This is a genomic window from Micromonospora sp. NPDC051196, from assembly GCF_040682415.1.
In the GTDB taxonomy this organism is placed as follows: Bacteria; Actinomycetota; Actinomycetes; order Mycobacteriales; family Micromonosporaceae; genus Micromonospora.
The window spans coordinates 26,526-49,300 of the sequence record NZ_JBFBAY010000025.1; the positions used below are offsets into that span (position 1 = coordinate 26,526).

15 protein-coding genes are annotated in these 22,775 nt (G+C 71.4%); 9 read left to right on the plus strand and 6 right to left on the minus strand.

The window, feature by feature from the left end; all coding sequences use genetic code 11:
- The first annotated feature begins 115 nt into the window (after positions 1–115).
- Positions 116–3,079 carry a condensation domain-containing protein gene (locus tag AB0M35_RS27455; RefSeq protein ID WP_363748916.1) on the plus strand — a complete coding sequence of 988 codons (2,964 nt, stop codon included), beginning with the start codon at positions 116–118 and terminating at the stop codon, positions 3,077–3,079.
- Between the two features lie 20 nt (positions 3,080–3,099).
- On the opposite strand, the gene AB0M35_RS27460 is transcribed toward AB0M35_RS27455, so the two are convergent.
- Both AB0M35_RS27460 and AB0M35_RS27465 read right to left on the minus strand, forming a co-directional pair.
- Positions 3,100–5,349, minus strand: coding sequence for a lantibiotic dehydratase (locus AB0M35_RS27460; RefSeq protein WP_363748918.1), 2,250 nt, complete (start codon positions 5,347–5,349; stop codon positions 3,100–3,102).
- Positions 5,333–8,221, minus strand: a complete 2,889-nt coding sequence (locus AB0M35_RS27465) for a type I polyketide synthase (protein ID WP_363748940.1) — start codon at positions 8,219–8,221, stop codon at positions 5,333–5,335. Before AB0M35_RS27465 ends, AB0M35_RS27460 begins: the two co-directional genes overlap by 17 nt.
- On the opposite strand from AB0M35_RS27465, the gene AB0M35_RS27470 reads away from it, so the two are divergent.
- A complete protein-coding gene (locus AB0M35_RS27470; RefSeq protein ID WP_363748942.1) occupies positions 8,106–8,366 on the plus strand; it encodes a hypothetical protein in 261 nt (86 codons plus the stop codon). The two genes, AB0M35_RS27465 and AB0M35_RS27470, sit on opposite strands and share 116 nt — an antisense overlap.
- Here AB0M35_RS27470 and AB0M35_RS27475 read toward each other — a convergent pair.
- Positions 8,260–9,522, minus strand: coding sequence for an MFS transporter (locus AB0M35_RS27475; RefSeq protein ID WP_363748920.1), 1,263 nt, complete (start codon positions 9,520–9,522; stop codon positions 8,260–8,262). The two genes, AB0M35_RS27470 and AB0M35_RS27475, sit on opposite strands and share 107 nt — an antisense overlap.
- Before the next feature lie 70 nt (positions 9,523–9,592).
- Positions 9,593–11,272: a condensation domain-containing protein gene (locus tag AB0M35_RS27480; RefSeq protein ID WP_363748922.1), complete on the minus strand. Its 1,680-nt coding sequence runs from the start codon at positions 11,270–11,272 to the stop codon at positions 9,593–9,595.
- Between the two features lie 304 nt (positions 11,273–11,576).
- Here AB0M35_RS27480 and AB0M35_RS27485 point away from each other — a divergent pair, with 304 nt between their 5' ends.
- From AB0M35_RS27485 to AB0M35_RS27510, 6 genes are all read left to right on the plus strand, one after another.
- Positions 11,577–12,407 carry a methyltransferase domain-containing protein gene (locus AB0M35_RS27485; RefSeq protein ID WP_363748924.1) on the plus strand — a complete coding sequence of 277 codons (831 nt, stop codon included), beginning with the start codon at positions 11,577–11,579 and terminating at the stop codon, positions 12,405–12,407.
- Between the two features lie 10 nt (positions 12,408–12,417).
- Complete coding sequence (locus AB0M35_RS27490; RefSeq protein ID WP_363748926.1) at positions 12,418–14,400, plus strand: thiamine pyrophosphate-dependent enzyme; 1,983 nt, start codon at positions 12,418–12,420, stop codon at positions 14,398–14,400.
- Positions 14,390–15,445, plus strand: coding sequence for a 2-oxo acid dehydrogenase subunit E2 (locus AB0M35_RS27495; RefSeq protein WP_363748928.1), 1,056 nt, complete (start codon positions 14,390–14,392; stop codon positions 15,443–15,445). Before AB0M35_RS27490 ends, AB0M35_RS27495 begins: the two co-directional genes overlap by 11 nt.
- The gene (locus tag AB0M35_RS27500) at positions 15,442–18,459 is read left to right on the plus strand and encodes a condensation domain-containing protein (protein ID WP_363748930.1); all 3,018 of its coding nucleotides are present in this window, start codon (positions 15,442–15,444) and stop codon (positions 18,457–18,459) included. The genes AB0M35_RS27495 and AB0M35_RS27500 overlap by 4 nt, the downstream gene beginning before the upstream one ends.
- The gene (locus tag AB0M35_RS27505) at positions 18,456–20,129 is read left to right on the plus strand and encodes an amino acid adenylation domain-containing protein (RefSeq protein WP_363748932.1); all 1,674 of its coding nucleotides are present in this window, start codon (positions 18,456–18,458) and stop codon (positions 20,127–20,129) included. The genes AB0M35_RS27500 and AB0M35_RS27505 overlap by 4 nt, the downstream gene beginning before the upstream one ends.
- Positions 20,130–20,274: 145 nt before the next feature.
- Positions 20,275–20,880, plus strand: coding sequence for a hypothetical protein (locus AB0M35_RS27510; RefSeq protein WP_363748933.1), 606 nt, complete (start codon positions 20,275–20,277; stop codon positions 20,878–20,880).
- Between the two features lie 154 nt (positions 20,881–21,034).
- Here AB0M35_RS27510 and AB0M35_RS27515 read toward each other — a convergent pair whose 3' ends face one another.
- On the minus strand, positions 21,035–21,601 hold the full coding sequence (locus AB0M35_RS27515; RefSeq protein ID WP_363748935.1) for a thiamine pyrophosphate-dependent enzyme: 567 nt from the start codon (positions 21,599–21,601) through the stop codon (positions 21,035–21,037).
- Positions 21,598–22,116: a thiamine pyrophosphate-binding protein gene (locus AB0M35_RS27520; RefSeq protein ID WP_363748937.1), complete on the minus strand. Its 519-nt coding sequence runs from the start codon at positions 22,114–22,116 to the stop codon at positions 21,598–21,600. The genes AB0M35_RS27515 and AB0M35_RS27520 overlap by 4 nt, the downstream gene beginning before the upstream one ends.
- A gap of 477 nt (positions 22,117–22,593) precedes the next feature.
- Here AB0M35_RS27520 and AB0M35_RS27525 point away from each other — a divergent pair.
- Positions 22,594–22,775: hypothetical protein (locus AB0M35_RS27525; RefSeq protein ID WP_363748939.1), on the plus strand; the 182-nt coding region annotated here is incomplete at its 3' end.

Below are 22,775 nucleotides of genomic sequence, written 5' to 3' on the forward strand. Positions count from 1 at the left end.
GGCCGATTCGACGTGGGCGAGGCAGTACGGCAGCAGCCACATCACCGCCACCGGCCAACGGCGGATGGAGCGGGCTGAGGGACGGCCGGTCGGCTGAGATTCGACCATGTCGATCATGGATATCGATACGTATCCTTGGGCGCAGACTCTCGCGTCCGGGAGGAACACCGTGGCCGACGGCCCGATCGATACCTATCCCCTCTCCCCCATGCAGCTGGGCATCGTCGCGGACAGTCCGCTCGCGGGCGGGCCGAGCCTCGATGCCATTCAGGTGGATTGCGTCCTGGAGCCTGGTCTGGACGTCGACATCCTCGCGGCGGCATGGCAGCGGGCGGCGGACCGGCACGACGCGCTGCGGACCGCGTTCCGGATCGACGGGGACGGCGAGGTGCGTCAGGAGCTCTATCCGCTGATGCCGTTCCCGATCACGGTGGTGACCGGAGACTGGGATTCGTTCCTGCGGGCGGATCGGGCGCGCGGGTTCCGGGTGGATCGGCTGCCGCTGGTGCGCGGTGCCGTCCGGCGGGAGTCGGATGCGGTGCGTTTCCTGCTGACCTTCCACCACTCGGTGCTGGACGGGCGGTCGCTGCTGCTGCTCCTGCGAGAGGTCTTCGCCACGTACGATGCGCTGCGCGACGGCACGGTCCCCGACCTGCCGCCGGCCGTGCCGTACCGCGCGTTCATCGACTGGCTGTCCACGCGCAACGGTACGGCCGAGCGCGACTTCTGGCGCGCGACGCTGGCCGATCTGCCGGGTCCGACGCTGATCGCCGGGGATCGGGGCGAGGCCTCCGGCGTCCGGCACGCCGAACACGACCGGCGACTGACCGAGGAGCTGTCCGAGGGGCTGCGCGAGGTGGCGCGCGAGTGCGGCTGCACACTCAACACGGTGATGCAGGCGGCCTGGGCCGTGTTGCTCGGCCGCTGTCTCGGTCGAGAGGATGTCGTCTTCGGAGCGGTACGGTCGGTGCGGCGCGACACCGTGCCCGGATCGGACACGATGATCGGCCTCATGCTCAACACCCTGCCGGTACGGGCCCGGGTCGGCGCCTCGTCGACCGTCCGGGAGCTACTCGTCGCGTTGCGCGGGCAGGCGGTCGGGGTCCGCGACCATCAGCACGCGTCCCTGATGGAGATTCAGCGGGACGCGACCGCAGCCGGTGAGCGCCTGTTCGACACGCTCGTGGTCTATGAAAACTTCCTGCTCGACGCGGCCCTACGGGCGCAGGGAGACGCCTGGACGGATCGACGTTTCCGGGTGCTGCGCCAGCCGAACTACCCGCTGGTCCTACAGGTCTTCGCGGAACGCGCGGTCCTGTTGAAGCTGCTGCACGACGAGTCCCGGTTCCCGGCCGGGTCGGTCGCCGGGTACGCCGAGCATCTGCACGAGATCCTGACCGCGATTGCGGCCAACCCGGACCGGCCGCTCGCGGACCTCGCGGCGCTGCCGCCGGGGCAGGTGGCGCGCGCGGTGATCAGACCCGCCGCCGGACGCGGGCATCCGGACCTGAGCACGGTCGTCGCGGAGCGTGCGACCGCCGCACCGGACGCGGTCGCGGTGGACGCTGGCATGCACGAGGTCAGCTGGAGTGAGCTGGACCGCTGGGCGTGGCGGGTGGCCGGCGCGCTCGGCGCGGCCGGCTGCGTGACGGGAACTGTGGTGGCGCTGCACGCCGAGTCGGCGCCGGGAACGGCTGCGGGGCTGATCGGGATCCTGCGGACCGGTGCGGCCTGCCTGCTGCTCGACCCGGAGACGCCTCCTGAGCGACGAGTCGAGCTGGCCGATCGGGCTGGTGCCACGATGCTGCTGGCCGGCTCGGACGCGACCGGGGCGTGGCCGGCTCGCCTGGCCGTGGTGTCCGCCGATGCTGCGCCGGACGTGCCCGTGCTGCCGAGTGTGATCAGGGCGACCGCCGCAGCCGTGCTGCTGGACGCGGCGGGTGCGGATTCGCCGCCCGCGCCGGTCGTGCTTGCCCGGTCCGTCCTCGCGGACCTCGGCGGGCGCGCCGCCGCGCTGCCCGGGCTCACACCAGCCGATGTCGTGGCGTGGCGCGCGGTCGGACCGACGGCCTGGCTGCTGGAGGTGTGCGCCGCGCTGTTCTCCGGCGCGGTCCTATGCTCGGCGACGGCGAGAATGCGGGGGGCCACGGTCGCCTTCGCGGGCGGCGCGGACGTCGCGGAGCTGGGAGTCTGGGCGGCAGCACACGGCTCGCGGCTGCGAGCCGCCGTGGTCGCCGGGCGTGACCGGGTCCGGCTTCCGTTTCCTGTGCACTGCCTCGCCGGCCCGGTCGAAGCGGGCTACCCGGTGAACGGCACGACGTCCACTCACACCTCGGAGAGCACCGTCGGCGCTTATACCGTCGACGATCTGGGACGGCTGACGCCCGCCGGGCACACCGGGCGGCTGTGCCTGACCGGCGCGGGTCTGGCGATCGGCTACGCGGGAGATCCTGCGCATACCGCCGACCGGTTCCGCCCGGATCCGTTCGGGGACCGGCCCGGCGCACGGGTGTTCCTCGATGACGAGGTCGCCCGGGTCACCCCGAAGGGCGACCTGGAACTGGCGGCGTCACCGGCCGATGCCGTACGGGCCGAGCCGAACGTGGCGGACGCGGCCGTCACCACCGTCGACGGCCGTCGGGTGGCGGTGGTCGTGCCCGCACCGGGTGCCACGATCGTGCCTGCGGTCCTGCTGCGCCGCACCCGCGCGACATCGACCGGCCGGCAGTCCATCGGCGGTGTGGTGGTCGTGCCCCGGCTACCGCGTACCGGCGCCGGTGGCGTCGACGCCGACGCGCTGGTCGGACTGGCCGCGGCGGCGCCGCCGGTCGACGATCACCCGGACGACCGGATGGTATGCGGCCGGATCGCCGCGATCTGGGCCGAGGTGCTCGGCTGCGGGCCGGACGAGGAACGCGAACTGGCGACTGGCGACCGGGACTTCTTCGAGCTGGGCGGGCATTCACTGTTCGCGGTGTCGGCCGCGCTACGGGTCAGCGAGGCCTTCGGCGTGGAGATCCCGGCCCGTTGGATCTTCGACGCCCCCACGGTGCCGGAGTTCGCCGCCCGGCTCACGTGACGTCCAGTAGTCCGGCAGGATCAGGGGCGTGCGATGGCGACCAGGCGTAGCTCGCTAGTGTAGCGGCGGCCCTGCGCATCCGGTAGCCAGGCGTGCTCCGGGCCGGGGAGCATCTCACTGATCGTCACACCTTCACCGTCGTCGGCCGCACGCCGCACGGCGCGGCTGAGCAGGTCGATCAGCACCGGTGAGTCGAAGTCGGCGTAGAGCGGCTTGGCGTCGCGGGCGGTGCGGACGAAGACGTACCGGGGAAGGCTCCGGTCCTGTCGCCAGCGTTGCGCGGCGCGGAACCGTTCGTGTTCACCGGCGATCCATGCGAAGGCCAGGTCGCGCGGGGCGAAGCGCCACGTCTCGCGTTCGACGACGAGCCGGTCGACGGTCAGCCGGGGTGTGTGCGGGGCCGGTGTGGACACGCCGAACGCGCGATGGGCCCGGACCATGACCAGCTCGCCGAAGAAGACCATGCTCTCGAACGTGATCCGGCCGTCCCGGCTGGAGATCGTCAACTCGTCCCCGGTACGCGTGGCGACCAGTGAGCTCACCGGCACCGCAACCTCGGGTGCCACGGCGCAGCTGTCCTGGGCGTAGAGGATGCGCAGGTCGCGCGGGGCGACCAGACCGCGCATCATGCGGGACGGCACCTCGCGGGAGAAGACCGCGACGATCTGGGGCTCCGGCAGATCGTGTTCGACCGCTTCGGTCAACTCGTGCGGCGCGGGATGCTGGCGGGCGAAGAACGCGGAGGTCAGCGTGTTGAAGCCGGCGTGCAGCTCGCCGAGGACGAATCGGTGTTCGCCGGCCTGGATCGCGGCGACACTCGGGCTGTCGATCATCACGTCGGGGCAGCAGTACCGGGTGATGCCGGGTGTGGTGACGGTGGTGGCGAAGACACGGTCGACGGCGTCGCGGAGGTCGGCGGAGGCGTAGTCGGGGCCGGGCGCGGTGGCGAGCACGGTGGCCCACCGCTGACGGACCTCGGTGGCAAGGACGTCGAACGCGTCGCCGGCGTCCCGGAAGACCAGGTCCTGGGCGTACAACCAGAGGTTCTCGAACGGCACCTCGGGGCCGTGCCGCGCGGCAAGCCGGTCGTGCAGGGCGAGAAGCTCTCGACGGTAGAGCGTCAACGCGCGCTCGGTGAACCAGCGGGCGGAGGTGAGCAGCAGTTCCAGCGGGGGCGCGAGGCCGGCCAGCAGCTGCGGACCGAGCTCGGCGTCGAGGTCCCGGCGGCAGTCTTCGTAGACGAGCGTGCGACCGGCGTACAACCGGCCGTGGTTGCGGGTGGATGCCTCGCCGGTGACCTCGGTGAACCACTGCTCCAACGCGGTGAGGGCGGTGCCGAGCCGATCCGGGTCGCCGCTGGCGGCGGCGACGGCGCGATGCCGCTCGGCCAGACCGTCCACGATGGATACGGCGTGCTGCCGCGACGGCCCGGCCGGCAGGGGACGCAGCAGGTCCCGCAGCGCGCGGATCGGGTCGGGGTCGTCGGCGGCGATCTGTGGACCCCAGACGATCCGGCGGGCGGCGGCCAACCGGTGCAGCACCTCGACGACCTCCCGGGGCGTGTCGAAGCCGTGGCCGACGAGCGCGGAGGCGATCGCGTGCGCCGGGGTCACGCCGTCGCAGCGGGCAAGGACCGCGGCCTCGTCCGGCGGGAGCGTCAGCGGCGGGGCGAGCGGCCGGTGCAGTTGTTCGCCGTCCAGTCGTAGGAACGGCGGGATCCGCGGCGCCAACCACGGCCGCAGCTGCTCGTCCGCGGCGATCACGGCGGCGATTTCGTCCGCGCACCAGCCCTCGAGGTACGTCGTCCGGTCCGCTACCAGGCCCGCTCCGGGGCGTACCGTGATGGCTGGCCCGTCATCACGGACGGTGGCCCAGCCGACCGGTCCGAAGAAGCCGATCGTGTCGTTCTTCGCGCAGTAGCGTTGCAGGTAGCGGGCGACCAGTGCCTCCTTCTGCCGGTATTTGGAGGAGCGGCGCCCCGGCGACGCCAGCATCACGTCCACCCCGGTCCGCAGCGCGTGCCGGTTCTGCCAGGTGATCGCCTCCCGCAGTGCCGGCTCGGCCGCGAGCACGCGCAGGTCCGCCGCGAGCTCCGCGCCAGCCCGCGTGAACTCCTCCTCGCCGAGGTCCGCGAGCCCGGGGCGGCTCAGCCGAGCGAGCCAGTCGACGGGCATGCCCGCACCGCGCAGCGCCACCCACCGCCAGATCGTCCACCGCTCGCCGAACGGCACGAGGTGCCCGGCGGTGACGCGCTCAGCCGCGGCCGTCATCGTCGCTCAGAGCTGCGCGGACCTCCTGCGGCGACAGCCGCCTGATTTCTTCGAGCAAGTCGTCGTCCCCCTCGGCCAGCTGCCGCCAGACCAGCTCGGCCAGGGTGTCGACGGTCGGCGCGTCGAAGAGGTCCCCGGCGGTCAGGCGTACCGCGAACTCGTCGTTGACGACCGCGACGACCCGGGTGGCCAGGAACGACGTACCGCCGAGCTGGAAGAAGTCGTCGTGGTCGCGGATTCCGGCGACACCCAGCAGTTCCGCGAAGACCCGCCGCAGCCGGACCGTCACGTCGTCGGCGGACTCGGCCGGGAGGTCGGCCACATCAGAACCCGCCGAGCGCGGCGTCTCGGAATGCCCGCCGGGCGCGATCCAGTGCCGGTTCGCCGCGAACGGGTACCCGGGCAGCGGCACCCGGCCAACGCTGGGACCGTGGAAGACGGTCCAGTCGATGGTGCCGCCCGCCAACCAGAGCCGACCGAGGGCGGTGACCAGGGCTTTCTCCTCGCCATCCGGGTTGTCGCCGGGAGCTGTGCGGCCGAGCGTGGGTAGCGCGGCGCGGCCGGCGACGAAGCCGGTCAGCGCCGTACCGGGCCCCACCTCGAGAAGGACGCCGTCGGGCAGCGTACGAAGTCCCGGCCGGAACCGCACCGGATCGGCGGCCTGCCCGGCCCAGTAACCCGGGTCGACGGCCTCCGCCGGGGTGATCCACCGCCCGGTCCGGCACGACACGAACGGGATCTGCGGTGGGCGTGCCTGCACCCCGGCCACCGCCTCGGTCAGCTCGGCCAGTGCGGGCTCGACCATCGGCGTGTGGAACGCGTGCGAGACCGCGAGCCGCCGGGTCGAAATCGCCTCGCGCGCCAGGCGTTCGGCGAACGCGTCGACCGGGCCGGGCTCGCCCCCCACGACGCAACTGCCCGGCGCGTTGTCCGCCGCCAACCAGACGCCGGCAGGCAGTGTCGGCAGTTCGTCCGCGGTGACGGCGACGGCGAGCATCGCCCCGGGCCGCAGGCCCGCCATCAGCCGCCCGCGCGTCACCACCAACGTCACCGCGTCGGACAGCGAGAACGTGCCGGCCAGCGCGGCAGCCACGTACTCGCCGACGCTGTGCCCGAGCATCGCGGTCGGCCTGATCCCCCACGATCCGAGCAGTCGCACCAGCGCGTACTCCACCGCGAACAGCGCGGGTTGCGCGATCCTGGTGTCCGTCAGGCGCGCTGCGGCCTCCGGCGCGTCGTCGAACAGACGATCCAGCAACGGTACGTCGTGCGCGCGGGCCAGCTCGGCGACCTCGTCCAGCGCAGCCCGATAGACCGGTTCGGTCTGATAAAGCCCGTGTCCCATCCGCGGACGCTGCGCACCTTGTCCCGGGAACAGGAACATCACGGGTACGTCGGCAGCCGGCTCGTGCGCCTGCCGCCCACCGCTGCGGAGCGCTTCGGCGGCACCGGTCGGATCCTCGGCCACCACCACCGCGCGGTACGCCTCCCGTGGCCGCCCGGCGTGCAACGTGAACGCCACGTCGGCCAGATCGTCGCCGGGTGTCAACCGGTCGGCCAGGCTGGCCCGCATCCGGTCCAGCGCCTCCGGCGACCGGGCGGAGACGGCGATGGCGTGCCATCGGTGCCGCCGGACCGGCCGGGCCGCGGGCTCGGGCGCCTGTCGCAGAATCGCGTGCGCGTTCGTCCCGCCCATGCCGATCGAGCTGACCGCCGCGATCCGCGGCCCGTCACCCGGCCACGGCTCCGCGACCCGGGGTAGGTAGAACGGGCTGGCCGCCAGGGACAGCTCCGGGTTGACCTCGCCGAGGTACGGGCTCGGCGGCAGCACGCCGGCGCGGAGCGCGAGCACCGTCTTGATCAGACCGGTGACACCGGCCGCCGCGTCCAGGTGACCGATCAGCGCCTTGACCGACCCGAGCGCGCAGAACCCGGTCCGGTCGGTAGCGGCACGGAAGGCCCTGGTCAGCGCCGCGACCTCGATCGGGTCACCGAGCGGGGTGGCGGTGCCGTGCGCCTCGACGTAGCCGATCCGGGTGACATCGACGCCGGCCAGCCGCTGCGCGGTCCGGATCATCTCGGCCTGTCCGTCTATCCGGGGTGCGGTGAAGCCGACCTTGTCGCCGCCGTCGTTGTTGACCGCGGTGGCCGCGATTACCGCGTACACGGTGTCGCGGTCGCGGAGCGCGTCAGTCAGCGGTTTGAGCACCACGGCGGCCGCGCCGCTGCCAGGGACCATGCCGTCGGCGGTGGCGTCGAACGGCCGGCAGATTCCGCGCGGGGACAGCACCCCGCCGGGCTCAGGGTGATATCCGCCCTGCGGCGGCTGGACGGAGACGCCGCCGGCGATCGCGAGCTCACACTCGCCGGCCAGCAGCGCCTGCCCAGCCAGGTGTACGGCGACCAGCGAGGTCGAGCAGGCCGTCTGCACGGCCACGCTGGGCCCGGTGAGGTTCAGATGGTAGGAGACCCGGGACGCCAGCATGTCCTTGTCGTTGGCGATGATCAGTTCGCCGTAGCCGGCGTTGGTGGTGCCGCCGAGCAGGTTGCGCAGCAGGTACGTGCTGATGCTGGCGCCCGCGTAGACGCCGATGCGGGCACGACCCCCGCCGTGGTGGCCGGCGTGCTCCAGCGCGTGCTGCGCGGTCTCCAGGAAGATCCGCTGCTGCGGGTCGAGCAGCGCGGCGTCACGCGGCGAGTATCCGAAGTAGGCCGCATCGAACCGGTCGATGTCGTCCAGCCGCCCCCAGGCCCCGATGTGGCCGGGCCCGGCCGGCTCGGTACGGGTGATCCGTTCCCGTCCGGCCAGGACCGTCTGCCAGAGGCTCGCGCAGTCCGGTGCGCCGGGGAATCGGCCGGCCATACCGATCACCGCGATCTCCAGGCCGGTGAGATCGTCCGGCGAGTTCGTCATCGAGCCGCTCCCGCTGCCGGGGCTGGCTCGCGTTCGAGGTCACGGACATGACGGGAGAAGAATGTGGCGATGCCGACCGCGATCGGCAGCAATCCGACGGTGATCAGCAGGCTGGCGATGCCGCGTTCCTCGCCGAACAGTGGCGTGAAGACCGCGTCGGCGAGGACTCCGGCGGTGAGCGCGGAGACCGGCACCGAGGCGAGCGCCACCACGCGCAGCGTCGCGAACGCACGGCCGAGCATGTCGGCCGGCACCTTGGCCTGCCAGATCGTCGCGTTGCAGGCGTTGATCACCGGCAGGGCCAGGGCGTAGATGAGCACGCCGGCCGTGATGACCGGGACGGCGGCGTGCACGCCGAGCACCGCGATGCCGATGCCGAAGACGATGCCGGCGCCGAGCACGCCGTGGACGCGGCGGCGCGGACCGCCCCAGACGATCATGAGGATGGCGCCGGCGAGCCAGCCCAGGCCCTCGGCGGAGAGGATCAGACCGAGGTCGCTCTGCGTGCCGAACTCCAGGACCAGCGGGGGCAACAGCGCGAGCGTGAAGCCGGCGGCGATGTTGGCGATCGAGAAAAAGCCGAGCAGGATCAGCAGGCCGCGTTCACGGGAGATGTAGGCCCAGCCGGCGGCGACGTCGCCGAGAATTCGGCGGACACCGGTGGCCTGCCCGGTCGCGGCCGGCTGCGGGATCCGGATCATCGCCAGGACGACCACCATCGCGGCGAACGTGGCCAGGTCGATGAGGACCACACCGAGGATTTCGACGATCGGGATCAGCCCGGCGGCCAGCGCCGGGGCGAGCAGGCGGGAGGAGGCGTTCGCCATCTGCACCATGCTGTTCGCGCGGGGCAGCAGACGCTCCGGAACCAGCTGCGGTACGGAGGAGGCGAACGCCGGGTACTGGATGGCGCTGCAGGTGGCGACCAGGAACGTGACCGCGTAGACCAGCGCCACGCTCAGCGCGTCCGCCGCGACCAGCACGGCCAGCACGGCCAGCACGGCAGCGCCGCCCGCGTTGGCGAGCAGGATCAGCCGGCGCCGGCTGTACCGGTCGGCGAGCACGCCGCCGACCAGTGTGACCAGCACCTGCGGGAGGTAGAGCACGGTCACGACGCCGGCGAACTGGGTGGCGGATCCGGTGGTCCGGTAGACCCAGACGCCGAGCGCGAAGCCGGTCATCGCGGTGCCGGTCAGCGACACCAGCTCGGCCAGCCAGAGCGCCACGAACGTACCCAGCCGGCTCGGTGCCTGCGTCATGCCGGACTCACCTCGACGCTGCGGTCGCGCCCTGGTCGGCGTCGAGCCGATGATGCGCTCGCAAGCTCGCTCATTCCTGCTGCCCCTTCGCCTGTCGGAGGCGGAGCGCGCCGGCGCGGCGGCGTTCCGCGGGATCGTCGCCGGAGGTCTCCGGTGGTGTGGTGGCGGCCAGGTGACCGGCGAGCGTGGCGACGGTCGGGTGGTCGAAGAGGTCCAGCATGGACACCTCAGCGCCGAGCCGCTCGGCGAGCAGGCCCCGGACGCGCAGCATCAGTCGGGAGTGGCCGCCGAGGTCGAAGAAGTTGTCCTGCGGACCGACGACCGGCACGTCCAGCACCTCGCGCCAGACCTCGGCGATCCGGCCGGCGAGCGGTCCGGCCGACTGCGCGACCGGCGTGTCCGTGGTCGTCGCGGCCTGGCTCGTCGTGGTCGTCGCGGCCTGGCTCGTCGCGGTGGGTAGGCCCGGAAGGACCGCGTCCGGACTGGTCAGGACGTCGAGGAGCCGCAGGTAGGCGGTGGCGAGCCGGTCCACGGCGGCCGGATCCAGCACGGTGCCTCGGTAGAAGAAGTCGCAGACGGTGCCGTCGGGGGTCTCGCGGACGCCGAGCGTCAGGTCGTACTTGGCGGCGCCGGTGAAGATCTCCTCTACCGTGGTGCGGCAGTCGCCGAGGGCCGGGGGCTCGGCCTGCGCCGGATGCAGCCAGAACACGGCTTGGAACAGAGGGCTGTGTCCGGTGCCGCGGGCCGGACCCGTGTGGTGGACGATGTCCTCGACCGGGATCTGGTAACCGAATCCGTCCAGCACCGCGTCTCGTACCCCGGCGAGAACATCCGCGAAGGCCGGCGTGCCGGTCATCGTCACGCGCAACGGCAGCATGTTGACGAACAGGCCGACCGCTTGCGCGGACTCCGGACGTCGACGGTCCGCGGCCGGTGACCCGATCACCACGTCGGTGCTGCCGGTGTGCGTGCGCAGCAGCACCGCGAACGCGGCCAGCATGGTCATGAACGACGTGCACCGGTGCCGGCGGCCAGCGGCCCGGACCCGGTCGGCCAGGTCGGGGGTGAGCCGCACGCGGTGCAGCCCGTCCGGGGTGCCCGGGGCCGGGGAGTCGGGCAGGGTGAGGGGCTGCGGCGCATCGTGCAGGCGGTCCCGCCAGTACGCGAGGTCGGCGTCGCTCGGACGGATGCGCTGGGCCTCGATCAGGTCCGGGTACGACGCGGGGTGCGGCGGCAGCTTCGGGGGGCGGTGCGCGGCGCGGGCCGCGTACGCCTCGGCGAGTTGGGTGAAGAACACCCTCGCCGATCCACCGTCGAAGACGAGGTGGTGGACGACCAGGATCAGCTCGTGTCGGTCCGGTGCCGACCGCAGCAGCTCGGCCCGCAGCAGTGGGCCGCCGGACAGGTCGAACGGCGCCCGGGCCAGCTCCTGCGCGCGCACCGTCGCGGTGCCGGGCGGCAGCCCGCCGAGGTCGGTGACCGGCAGGGTGAACGCGCCGGCCGGCCGGATCCGCTGCCGCAGCTCGGTGCCGGTGAGTGTGAACGTGGCGCGCAGCGCGTCGTGGTGCGCGACCAGGTCGCCGAGGGCGGCGCGCAGCGCGCCAGGGTCGAGTGGGCCGTCCAGCCGGACCCGGTAGGGCACGTGGTAGGCGGGGCCCGGGGTGAGCTGCAGGGCGAACCACATCGATTCCTGGGCGGGCGACACCGAGAGTTGGCCTGCGTCGTCGACTTCGGCTGCACCGTCGATCATTAAATCCCCCGAATGCGTCGGTCGGGCGGCAAGTCCATGGCACGGAAAAATCGATGATCGAATGCACGACGTCGGGAATTATGCCATGACCCTGGACGCTACGAAAGGATCCGACCGAGGTCGCGGAAATTCGAGGAATTGACCATAGCGGATGCGTTGCATGGTGTCCGACATCCGCCGACAACATCCACAGAGCCATTGCAACACCACGAAACCGGGCCATCCGGACACCATTGACGAGCATAGATTGGTCGGCTAGATTGCGCTGGTCTGACGAACATCAACCAACAAGGATGATCGTTTCATGACCACTTTCGACACGGATGTCACCCCCTCCATCGACGAGTGCGTAGCCGCCAACAGAAACGGCTGGAATCTGCGCGTAAAAGAGCATCTCGACACCGAGTTCTATGGTGTCGACGCTTTTAAGAACGGCCGCAACACGGTGCAGAGAATTGAGATCGAGGAAGTCGGTGACGTAACCGGCAAATCGCTTCTGCATCTGCAGTGCCATTTTGGGCTGGACACGATGTCGTGGAGCCGGCTGGGCGCGCGTGCCACCGGCGTCGACCTGTCCGACGAGGCGATCGAGAACGCCCGTACGATCGCGGCCGAGCTGGGGCTGGACACCAGGTTCATCCGCAGCGACATCCTGGAGCTGCCGAACACGCTGGACGAGAAGTTCGACATCGTCTTCACCAGCTACGGCGCGCTCGTGTTCATGCACGACCTCAACCGGTGGGCCGAGATCGCCGCCTCCTACCTGAAGCCCGGCGGCAAGGTCTGCATCGTGGAAATTCACCCGGTGCTGCCGCTCTTCACCGAGATTGACGGAGAGTTGCGCCTTACGTACTCACTGTTCCAGGATGGTCCAAATCGGATGGAGGTCGCGAAGACCTACGCCGACCTCAAGCCGGTCGAGCCGCACACCGAGTATTTCTGGCGGTGGTCGGTCGGGAGCCTGTCGACCGCGCTCATCAATGCTGGCCTGCGCATCGACCGGCTTCGTGAACTGCCGTTCGACATGCGGCAGCGGTTCCCGTCGATGGTGCAGGGCGAGGACGGGTACTGGCGGCTCCCCGGCGACCCGCTGCCGCTGGTCGTCACGTTCGTTGCCACGAAGCCGGAGCAGTGAGGGCGGCACCGTGACCGCACCGCCTCCGCCAGCGTTCGCGACCGACCTTCCCGCCGCGCCGCTGCTGCAGCGGGCGCTGCTGATTCGCCGGGCCGAGGAGCGGCTGCTCGAACTCTTCGCCGAGGGAGAACTGTCCGGCACCGTGCACTGCTGCATCGGTCAGGAGCTGGTCGGCGCCGCACTGGGCGAGGTCCTGATCCGGGACGACACCGTCTTCTCGAACCACCGGTGTCACGGGCACTACCTCGGCGCTGGGCACGACCTGGAAGGGCTGTTCGCCGAGATCATGGGCCGCCGCGACGGGGCCTGCGGCGGCCTCGGCGGCAGCCAGCACCTGCACCGGGACGGCTTCTACTCCGGCGGCATCCTCGGTGGCCTGGTGCCGATCGCCGCCGGGGCCGGCATGGCGCACCGGCTCGACGCCTCCCCCGGGATCGCGGTCGCAGTCATCGGCGACGGCACGCTCGGCGAGGGCGTGCTCTACGAGACGATGAACCTGGCCGCGCTCTGGCACCTGCCGCTGCTGCTGGTCCTGGAGCGCAACGGCGTGGCGCAGTCGACCGACACCCGCACCACCACCGCCGGCACCGCAGCCGGGCGGGCCGAGGCGTTCGGCATCCCGGTCGTGGAATCCGTCACCGGAGACCCGGCCGCGCTGTCCGCCGCTGCGGCGCACGCCGCTCGGACGGTCCGCTCCGGCGCGGGACCGGTGATGCTGATCATCGACACGTACCGGTTGGCTCCGCACTCCAAGGGCGACGACCACCGCGATCCGGCGCAGATCGCCGCAGGTTGGTCCCATGACCCGCTGCGCCGGGCGCTGGACCAGGGTGGGGAGGCTGTCGCCGCGCTGGACCGGGCCGCGCGCGAGCGGGTGGCGCAGGCGGTGGAGACCGCCCGTGCCTCGCCGATCCCGGACCCGGCCGTGCTGCTGGCCCGGCCCGCCGAACCAGAGCCGGCACGCTTGCGCCGGATGGCCGCCACCGACGGCCGGCGTGTCGTCACCGCGCTACGTGACGGCCTCGAGGTGCTGCTCGACTCGGACCCGGGAATGCTGCTGCTCGGCGAGGACGTCGAGGATCCCTACGGTGGCGCGTTCAAGGCCACGGCCGGGTTGAGCACGCTGTTTCCCGGCCGGGTTCGCAACACGCCGATTTCCGAGGCCGCGATCGTCGGGGTCGGCACCGGGCTCGCGCTCGGCGGCCGACGGGCGCTCGTGGAGATCATGTTCGGCGACTTCGTGCTGCTCGCCGCCGATCAGCTCATCAACCAGGCGGCGAAGCTGCGCGCGGTCTACGGCGTCGGCGGACCCGGCCGCCTGATCGTGCGCACCCCGATGGGCGGACATCGCGGGTACGGGCCGACGCACAGCCAGACCCTCGATCGCCACCTCGTCGGCGTGCCCGGTCTGCGAGTCGCCGCGCTGCACAGCCTGCTCGATCCACTCACCATCTACCGTGGACTGCTGGACGCGGACGGTGACCCCGCGGTCGTGCTGGAGAACAAGCTGCTCTACGGCCGCCGGCTCGGCGCGGGCCTGCCGCACGGGTTCGGCGCCTGGCAGACCACGGACGCGCTGCCGACCGTGCGGGTGGCCGCGCCCGACACCAGCGCCGACGTCACGCTCATCGGTTACGGCGGGATGCTCGACGATCTGCTCACCGCGGCCGACCGGCTCTTCGCCGAGCACGACGTGCTCGCCCAGGTCCTCTGCCCGGCCCAGATCTTCCCGTTCGACCTGGGTCCGCTGCGCCCACTGCTGGCCGGCAGCCGCGCGATCGTGGTCGCCGAGGAGGGGCAGGGCTTCGCCGGTTTCGGTGCCGAGGTCCTGGCCCAGCTCGCCGAGCGCCCGGTCGCCGGGTCACCCCGGCTGGCGCGGGTCGCCGCCGCGCCGGTTCCGATCCCGGCGGCCCCTTCGCTGGAACGGGCGGTCCTGCCCACAGCCGACTCGGTCGTCGCCGCGACGCTGGAGGTGCTCAACGGTGCCGGCTGAAGTGATCCTGCCGAAGCAGAACCCGAACGACGACGCCGTCGAAGTGCTCCGCTGGCTGGTCGCCGACGGCGACCAGGTCTCGGCCGGCGACGACCTGCTCGAGGTCGAGTCCACCAAGGCAGTCACCGTCATCGAGTCACCCGGCCCCGGCTACCTGCGACAGCTCGCCGCCGAGGGCGACGTGGTCCCCACCGGAGCGCCGATCGCGCTGCTCTTCCCCTCGCGGGACGAGCTGGCCGCGACCGCCCCCGCGGCCGACCCGGACGAGACCGCACCGGCCGAGACCGGGCCGCGTTTCTCCGCCGAGGGCCTGCGCGAGCTGCGGCGCCTCGACCTGAGCGCGGACCTTTTCCAGGGACGCGGCCTGGTCACCGGCGCGATGGTCCGCCGGACCGCAGAGGATCTGGCGCACGCCGGGCCCTCGGTGCGGCGCACGCCGATCGGCCCGGCCAAGCAGACCGAGATCGCCCGCCTGCACGCGGGCGGCGCCGCGCTCGCCAGCTCGCTGACCGTCGCGTTCGGCGCGGACGCCCTCGACCGCGCGCCAGCCGAGGGCGACGTGCCACCACTGCCGCTGGCACTGATCATCCACGCGCTGGCCGGCGCTCTGACCGAGTTCCCCGAGCTGAACGCGCGGTTCGCCGGTGACCACGTGGAGCAGTACACCGACATCAACGTCGGCGTGGCGGTGGACGCCGGGCACGGCCTGCGGGTGCCGGTGATCAAGCATGCGGACCGGCTCGGGCCGGAACAGATCACGCTGGAGCTGCTCGACCTGCTCGCCGCGTACCACGATCGTGGCCTCCACGCGGACGACGTCGCCGGTGCCACCGTCACCGTCAGCGACCTGTCCGGGCAGAACATCCTGCAGTTCCAGCCACGGATCAACCAGGACCAGACGCTCGCGGTCGGTGTCGGGGCGGACACCTCGCTGCCCGGTCGCCCGATGACGCTGACCGCAGTCTTCGACCACCGGGTCTCCAGTGGCCGGGCCGTGGCCGACTTCCTCACCCGGGTACGCGCGCGGCTGTTGGCGGGCCGATGAGCGACCCGCTCGCCGCGCAGCTGGCCGGGCTCACCCCGGAGCAGCAGCGGCTGTTCCTGCAACGGCTACGGATACGCCGGCGTCGGCAGAGCGCCGAGGAACGCCCAGCGGCACCGACCGCGTCCTGGCCGCTGTCGCACGCCCAGGAACGGCTGTGGCTGCTGGAGACGCTGACACCGGGCGACCCGGCGTACACCGTGCCGTTCGCGATCCGGATCGCCGGCCCGCTCGACCGGTCGGCGTTGGAGACTGCGATCCGGGCGGTGCTGGACCGGCACGGCGCGCTGCGCACCGTCATCGTCGAGGAAGGCCCGGCGCAGGTGGTCCGGGAAGACCTGCACGCCGCGCTGGCCTGGACCGACCTGTCCGGGCTGCCGGCGCCGGAGCGCGCCCCCGCGTTCGACCGACTCGCCGCCGAGCACGGCGTCCGGACATTCGACCTGACCACGGGGCCGCCGGTGGCGCTGCACGCGGTCCGGCTCAGCGATCGGGAAACCGTACTGCTGGCAGCCGTGCACCACATCGTCTTCGACGCGACCTCGGTGACGATCCTCCTCGACGACCTGGCCGCAGCGTACGACGATGCGGTAGCCGGTCGGCACGCCACGTCCGCCGGCCCCGGGTACGAGTTCGGGGAACACTGCGCGGCGGAACGTGCCGCGGATCGGGAACGCGGGCTGACGTACTGGACGGAGACGCTGCGCGGCGCGCCACCGCTGTCCACGCTGCCGGCGGCCCGGACCCGGGCCGAGTCCCGGCCGGGCGGGCTGGTGCCGTTGCGGCTGCCGGCCGGCCGGACCAATGCGCTGTTCGCGCTGCTGCGGGCGGAGCGGGTGACCCGGTACGCGGCACTGCTTGCCGTGTCCGCTCTGGCGCTGCGGCGCGCGAACGGGCAGGACACCGTGGTCGTCGGCGTGCCGGCGAGCACGCGTACCCGGCCGGAGTTGGCCCGGGTGGTCGGCTGCTTCTACAACCCGCAGGCGCTGCGGCTCGACCTGGGAGGCGACCCGACGGTCCGGGAGCTGCTGCATCGCGCCCACCGCGCCGTCGGCGCGGCCCAGGCGAACGCGGACGTGCCGTTCGGGGACGTGGTCCGGGCCCTGCGCGCGACCCGCAGCGACCGGCACAACCCGCTGTTCCAGACCATGCTGAGCCTGCTCGACGCGCCGGCCGAGGAGCGGCACGGTGGCGGGGTGCGGTTCACGCTCGGCCCGGCGCCTGCGGGACGTACCGACATGGACCTGTTCGTCACCGTCACGGTCGGCACGGACGGCGGCCTGGTCGGCTCCTGCCGGTTCGCCGGCCACCTCGACGAGCCGGACGTGGCCGCGTGGGCGGCCGACCTGACCGGGCTGCTGGATCGGCTGGCCGACGGCACGGACCAACAGATCAGCCGGTTCGCGCCGATACCGGACGTGGTCCGGACCTCCGTGGCGGCACCCGCGGACGCCGCCTACCGGGCTCCGGGCACTCCGGCGGAGGCACTGCTGGCCGCTGTCTGGGCGCGGGTGCTCGGCGTGGACCGGGTCGGCGCGGACGACAACTTCTTCCAGCTGGGCGGCGACTCCATGCAGGTGGTCCAGGTGATCGCCGAGGCGGCCGTCGCCGGGCTGTCCCTCTCCCCGGGCGACCTGCTGCGTCACCCCACCGTCGCCGGGCTCGCCGCCCTGGGGCCCCGGCAGCCACGGGGACGGCAGACGGTGCTCACCGGTGACGTGCCGCCCACCCCGGCCCAGGCGTGGTTCCTGACCGAGATCCTGCCGCACCTGAGCCGTCCCGGGCACTTCAACCATCCGTACCATGCCGAACTGCTCCGGCCGGTGACCGTGACCGAGCTGTCCGGCGCGGTGACCGAGCTGGCCCGCCGGCACGACGCGCTGCGGCTGCGACTGGTTCCCGACGGCGACGGACCGCGACGGCAGATCAGCGTCCCGGACGCCGGGCCGGTGCCGTTCGACACGCACGACCTGCGCGACGTCGACGTGGAGAAGGCAGACCGACTCGCCGCGAACATGGCGGATGCGGCACAGCGAGGCCTGTCGCTGTCGGCGGCGCCGATGCGGGCCGTCCATTTCCGGATGCCCGGCGGGCTACCCGACCGGCTCCTACTCATCTGCCACCACCTGCTGATCGACGGTTTCTCCCGCACGCTGCTCATGAACGACCTCGCGGACCTGCTCGACCCCGACGTCCGGCCGGTGCCGCCGTCGCTGCCGTACGCCGCGTGGGCACGCCTGCTCCAAGACGCGGCCACCGCGCCGGAGCTGACCGACCAGCGCGCATTCTGGCGGGCCCAGGCCCGCGCCGAGGAACTGCCGGTCGACCTGCCTGGCACCGTCGTCCGGTTCGGATCGCGGGCCGGGGTACGCCGGGTCCTCGCCGCCGACGTCACCGCGCGGCTTGCCGCGGACGCACGCGCGGCCGGTACCGGCCTCAGCGACCTGCTGCTGGCCGCCGCCGCCGTCGCGGTCGCCGGGTGGCAGGGCGGTGACGAGCTGACCGTCGCGCTGGCCGCACCGGGTCGCAACGGGCCGCCCGGCCACGACGTCGACGTGACGCGGACGGTCGGCTGGTTCCAGTACTTCTACCCCCTCCGTCTGCGCCTGGGCCGCACGTCCTCCCTGCCGCAACTCGCCGGCGAGCTGCGGCAGCAGATCGGTGCGGTGCCGATGCACGGGCTCGGGCACGGCCTGCTCACCTACGCGCACCCTGATCCGGCGGTACGGGAGGAGTTGGCCCGGTCGGCCGGGCCGCAGGTCAGCTTCAACTACCTGGGCGAGATCGGCTCCTGGGACCGGCAGCCGGCCGCCCGCATCCTGCGGCCGTCGGCGCACCCGTCCGGCACTGCCCAGGATCCCCAGGGCCGCTGGCCGTATCTGCTCGACATCGCCGGTGAGCTGCGCGAGGGACGGCTGCGGTTCGTCGCACACCACGGCACCGGACTGCATCGCACGGCAACCGTCGAAGGGCTCGTGGACGAGATCGTTCGACTCCTGAACGGGGGCGCGAGATGACATACCTCGTGGTGGTCAACGATGAGGAGCAGTACTCCATCTGGCCGGCCGACGGCACCGCGCCACCGGACGGCTGGCGCGAGACCGGGTTCACCGGCAGCCGTGTGGAGTGCTTGGACCACATCGGCCGGGTGTGGACCGACCAGCGTCCGCGCAGCGCGCGCGGCGACGGCGTCCACGACCTGGTGGAGGCGCAGGTCGCGGCGCGCCCGAACGATCCGGCCGTGACGGACACGACGACCGGGGACACGCTCACGTACGCCGGGCTGTGGTCGGCGGCCGGCGCGCTCGCGGTCGATCTGGCCGGCGGGGGCGTCGGTGCCGGTGACATCGTCGGCCTGCGGGTGAACCGTTCCGTCGACCTGGTGGTCGCGATGCTCGCCGTCACCCGGGCTGGCGCGGCCTATCTGTGCCTGGATGCGGACGCGCCACCGGACCGGATCACCTCGATCCTCGACCAGGCCAAGATCGCCGCGATGCTGCACCCGGCCGGTGCCGACGAGGGCATGCCGGTCACCCGTGGCCTGCGGCTGGCCGTGCACCGGGACGCCGCATCCGCCGGAAGCCCGTTACCGTCGGCGACCGCCCCGGACGACCCGATCTACGTCATGTACACGTCCGGATCCACCGGCGAGCCGAAGGGTGTGGTGGTACCGCACCGCGCGGTGCGGCGACTCGCCGTCAACCCGCTGTTCTGCACCATCGTTCCCGGTGACCGCGTCGCGCACGCGGCCAACCCCGCGTTCGACGCCGCCACGTTCGAGGTGTGGAACACGCTGGTCGCCGGTGGCACCGTGGTGGTCTTCCCGGCGCTGACCGACGTGACGTTCGCCCAGTGGAGCGCGCTGCTGACCTCGGCCGGCATCACCACCATGTTCCTCACCACGTCGCTGTTCCACCTGATCGCCCGGGAACGACCCGCCGCGCTCGCCCCGCTGTGCAATCTCGTCGTCGGCGGCGAGCAGCTGGAACTGGCTGCGGTCCGCCGGGTCCTCGCCGCCGGTCCGCCCGGCCGGATCGTCAACGGGTATGGGCCGACGGAGACCACCACGTTCGCCGCCTACTTCGACTGCACGGAGGCAAGCCTCTCCAATGTGGACCGGATCCCGATCGGCCGGCCGCTGCAGCGGACCACGCTGCGGATCCTCGACGAGGACCTGCGGCCCATACCGCCGGGCGAGACCGGCGAGCTGTGCGTCGGCGGTCCCGGCGTCGCGCTCGGCTACCTGCGCCGGCCCGACCTTACCGCGCTGCGGTTCGTCACCGACCCGGCCACCGGCGAGACCATCTACCGCACCGGTGACCTGGCGCGCCTGCGGCCGGATGGCGATTACGAGGTGCTCGGCCGGCTTGACCGCCAGATCAAACTGTGGGGCTTCCGAATCGAACTGGAGGAGGTGGAGTCCGCGATCCTGGCCACTGGGCTGGTCGACGCCGCGTTCGTGGAGAAGATCGGTTCCGGCCCCGACTCGATGCTGGCCGGGTTCGTCCTGGCCGCCGGTGACGGCGCACCGGGCACGCTGCCGCGGCGACTGAACTCGGCGCTCGGCGCTCGGCTGCCCGGCTACATGATCCCGGCCCGCTGGGTGGTGCTGCCCGAGGTGCCGCTCGGTTCCACCGGCAAGGTCGACCGCCGCGCGCTGCACCGAATGCTGCCCGGTCCCCGGTAGCTGCGGCACGGCAAGCGCCCGTTCAAGGGCCCCCTGCGGGAATTCTGGCCCAAACCCTGGACATCGCGCAGGACATACTCGCGGGACTGGGAAGAAACATTGATCAAGGACGCCCGCAGTTGCGCGTGATCGTGATAATCCCGGTATGGAAGCTACCGATGCCCCGCGTGAGCACAGCCCTTCCTTACAGGTGACGTCTCATACGATGAGCGCGAAGCGCTCCGCGGTCGTTGAAGTCGCGCTTGCCGAGTTCTCGGCGCTACGAAGCGAGATCGACAACCTCGCCAACGCTCATCGCGCGATGATTGGCCTCAATATCACTGTGGTAGTCGCGATCTCCGGCTTCATTCTAGCCGAAAAGGCGCGTCCTCAACTTCTCCTAGTCATTCCACTGGCATCGGGCGCTATCGGGCTCGTGTACCAGTGGTACGTGCTGCATGCCAAGCATATCGGCGACTACATCAACGATAGCCTTCGTCCACTGCTCATCGACCACACGCAGGACGAACGAGTTCTGGCTTGGGAGCAACGGCTCCGCACAAAGGTGTACGCGAGACGGGGTAGCGGTCTCGCAGGTCAACTCGCCTACCTCCTACTGTTTCCCACAGTGCCTGTGGCCAGTCTTGCCATTGCCCTTCTTTATCTGGACTCAGGCTGGCACTGGGCTGCGTGGCTCGCTGGAGCAGCCCTGTCTGTGGCCCAGGTGACGATCTGGTTCTGGCAGGCGCGCAAATGGGTCTGCTGGACCTAATACTCCGACCTCTGCGACCTACTCCGGCACGACCGTCACCGAGAGCGTCACCGGCACCGACTGCGGCCAGCCGGCCGGGGGTTTCGGGGGGCACCGGCGGCACGCCGCACGGCACCGCCCAGGCGGGGTCAGTCAGGGACACCGCTCTCGGATGTCAGCCCGACCGGCACAGGTATCGGGCGAAACGGCTGGCGTGCCCGCGCAGGTCCCGGCCGATCCGAGCCGGCACCGGCTCGTCCGGCTCGTCGATGATGCAACGGATGAAGACCGGGTGCCGACAGTCGATCAACGCCTTCGCCAACAGGTCGGCGAGTGCGGCGGCCGAGTCGACGGTGTGCACCGCACCGTATCCGCAGCCGCGCGCCCAAGCCGCGAGATCGAGTCGGCCAGAGGGCACATCCTGGCCGCCGGTGGAGTCGTACCGCCGATCGTCGAGCACGATGTGCACGAGCGGCAGTTCCTGGTCGGCACCAGCGACGATCAGACCAACCGGGTTCATCAGTACGCTGCCGTCGCCGTCGACGACCACAGTGGTCGCGCGGGTCTCCCGTGCCACGCCCACACCGATCGACGCAACCAACCCCATCGACCCGGTCATGTAGAGGTGGTTCTCCCGATCGCGGATGCCGTGCGCGATGCGGCTGGCGTAGCCGGTCGTGAACAGTACGGGTTCGTCGGTGGTCGCGGCGATGACGGCCCGGATCGCAGCAGTCTTGCTCACCCGCGCCACCCGAACGCGTCCGGCGCGACCAGTAGCACCGCCGGTTCGCGTCGTCCGATCACACGCTCGGCCAGCCGGGCGATGATCTCCGCGCTGCTGGTGGCCACGCCGAGGTGTGCGGTATGGAGCCCAAGCAGGCGGCAGATCGGCTCGGTGAGCACAGCCATGCCCTCGTTCTCCGTGGTGTCGTCCGGGGACACGCCTCGCATGCTGACGATGAAAAGGATCGGAATGCCGTAGGGAACGACGAGTGAGGCAATGGCATTGACCGATTGCCCGAAGCCGGAATTCTGCATCAGCACTACCGGCGCCCGGCCGGCCAGTGCGGTCCCGGCGGCGATGCCCACCGCGTTGTCCTCACGAGGAACGGTGGTCACTCCCCCGCAACGCTCCAACTCCTCGTACAGCGGCGCGAGCACTCCGCACGGCGTGCCGAAGCGGGGGCCGAACCCATGCGCGTCCAAGTGCTGCCGCAGCTCGGTCGGCCCGCCGCGCGGCAGGGTTGCGTGAATCAACACTCATCCTCTCTGATTCACGTTTGCCAATACGCATACGTCCGGGGAGGCTACCACATCAATAGAACGGCTTTCGACCGTCCGGCAAACCCGAAACGGGAGCGGCAACAAACACGCCGAGCAATCCTCTCTATTCCAACAAAAGCCCCGATATCGGTCATAAGGCCGGGGGTTGACAACGGATTGATGCGCAAGTGATCCTTGGAACGCCCGATTCGCACCCTGGTCGACGAAGGCCACGATGGGCGCTGCCACCGATTGACTGACATCAAAAGCATTGGTTAGATTTACCGAAAGGGCACGGGGACCCTTCGCCGCCGAATGCCAAGCCTTTCACTGGACGGCGAGCACATTATCCAAATCTCTTTCCGTCGTCGACGAATCGCGTCGAACAGCAGAATGCCTCTTCTGCATGGCAATCTTGCCGACGCAACGAAAGAGAGGCGAACGGCCCGTGCAGCCGACAGAAAGGCAAGCATGATGGGCCGGGAAAGTGATGTCGAAGCACGCCTGATGTCTCTGGTCGAAAGCTACAAGGGTGTACGCCGCGACGCAATCGGACCCGTGGCCCGGGATGGTGTGTTGCCGTTGTCCTTCGGTCAGCAGCGGTTGTGGTTCCTGGAGCAGCTCGATCTGGCGCGCCGTGAGTACGTGGAGGC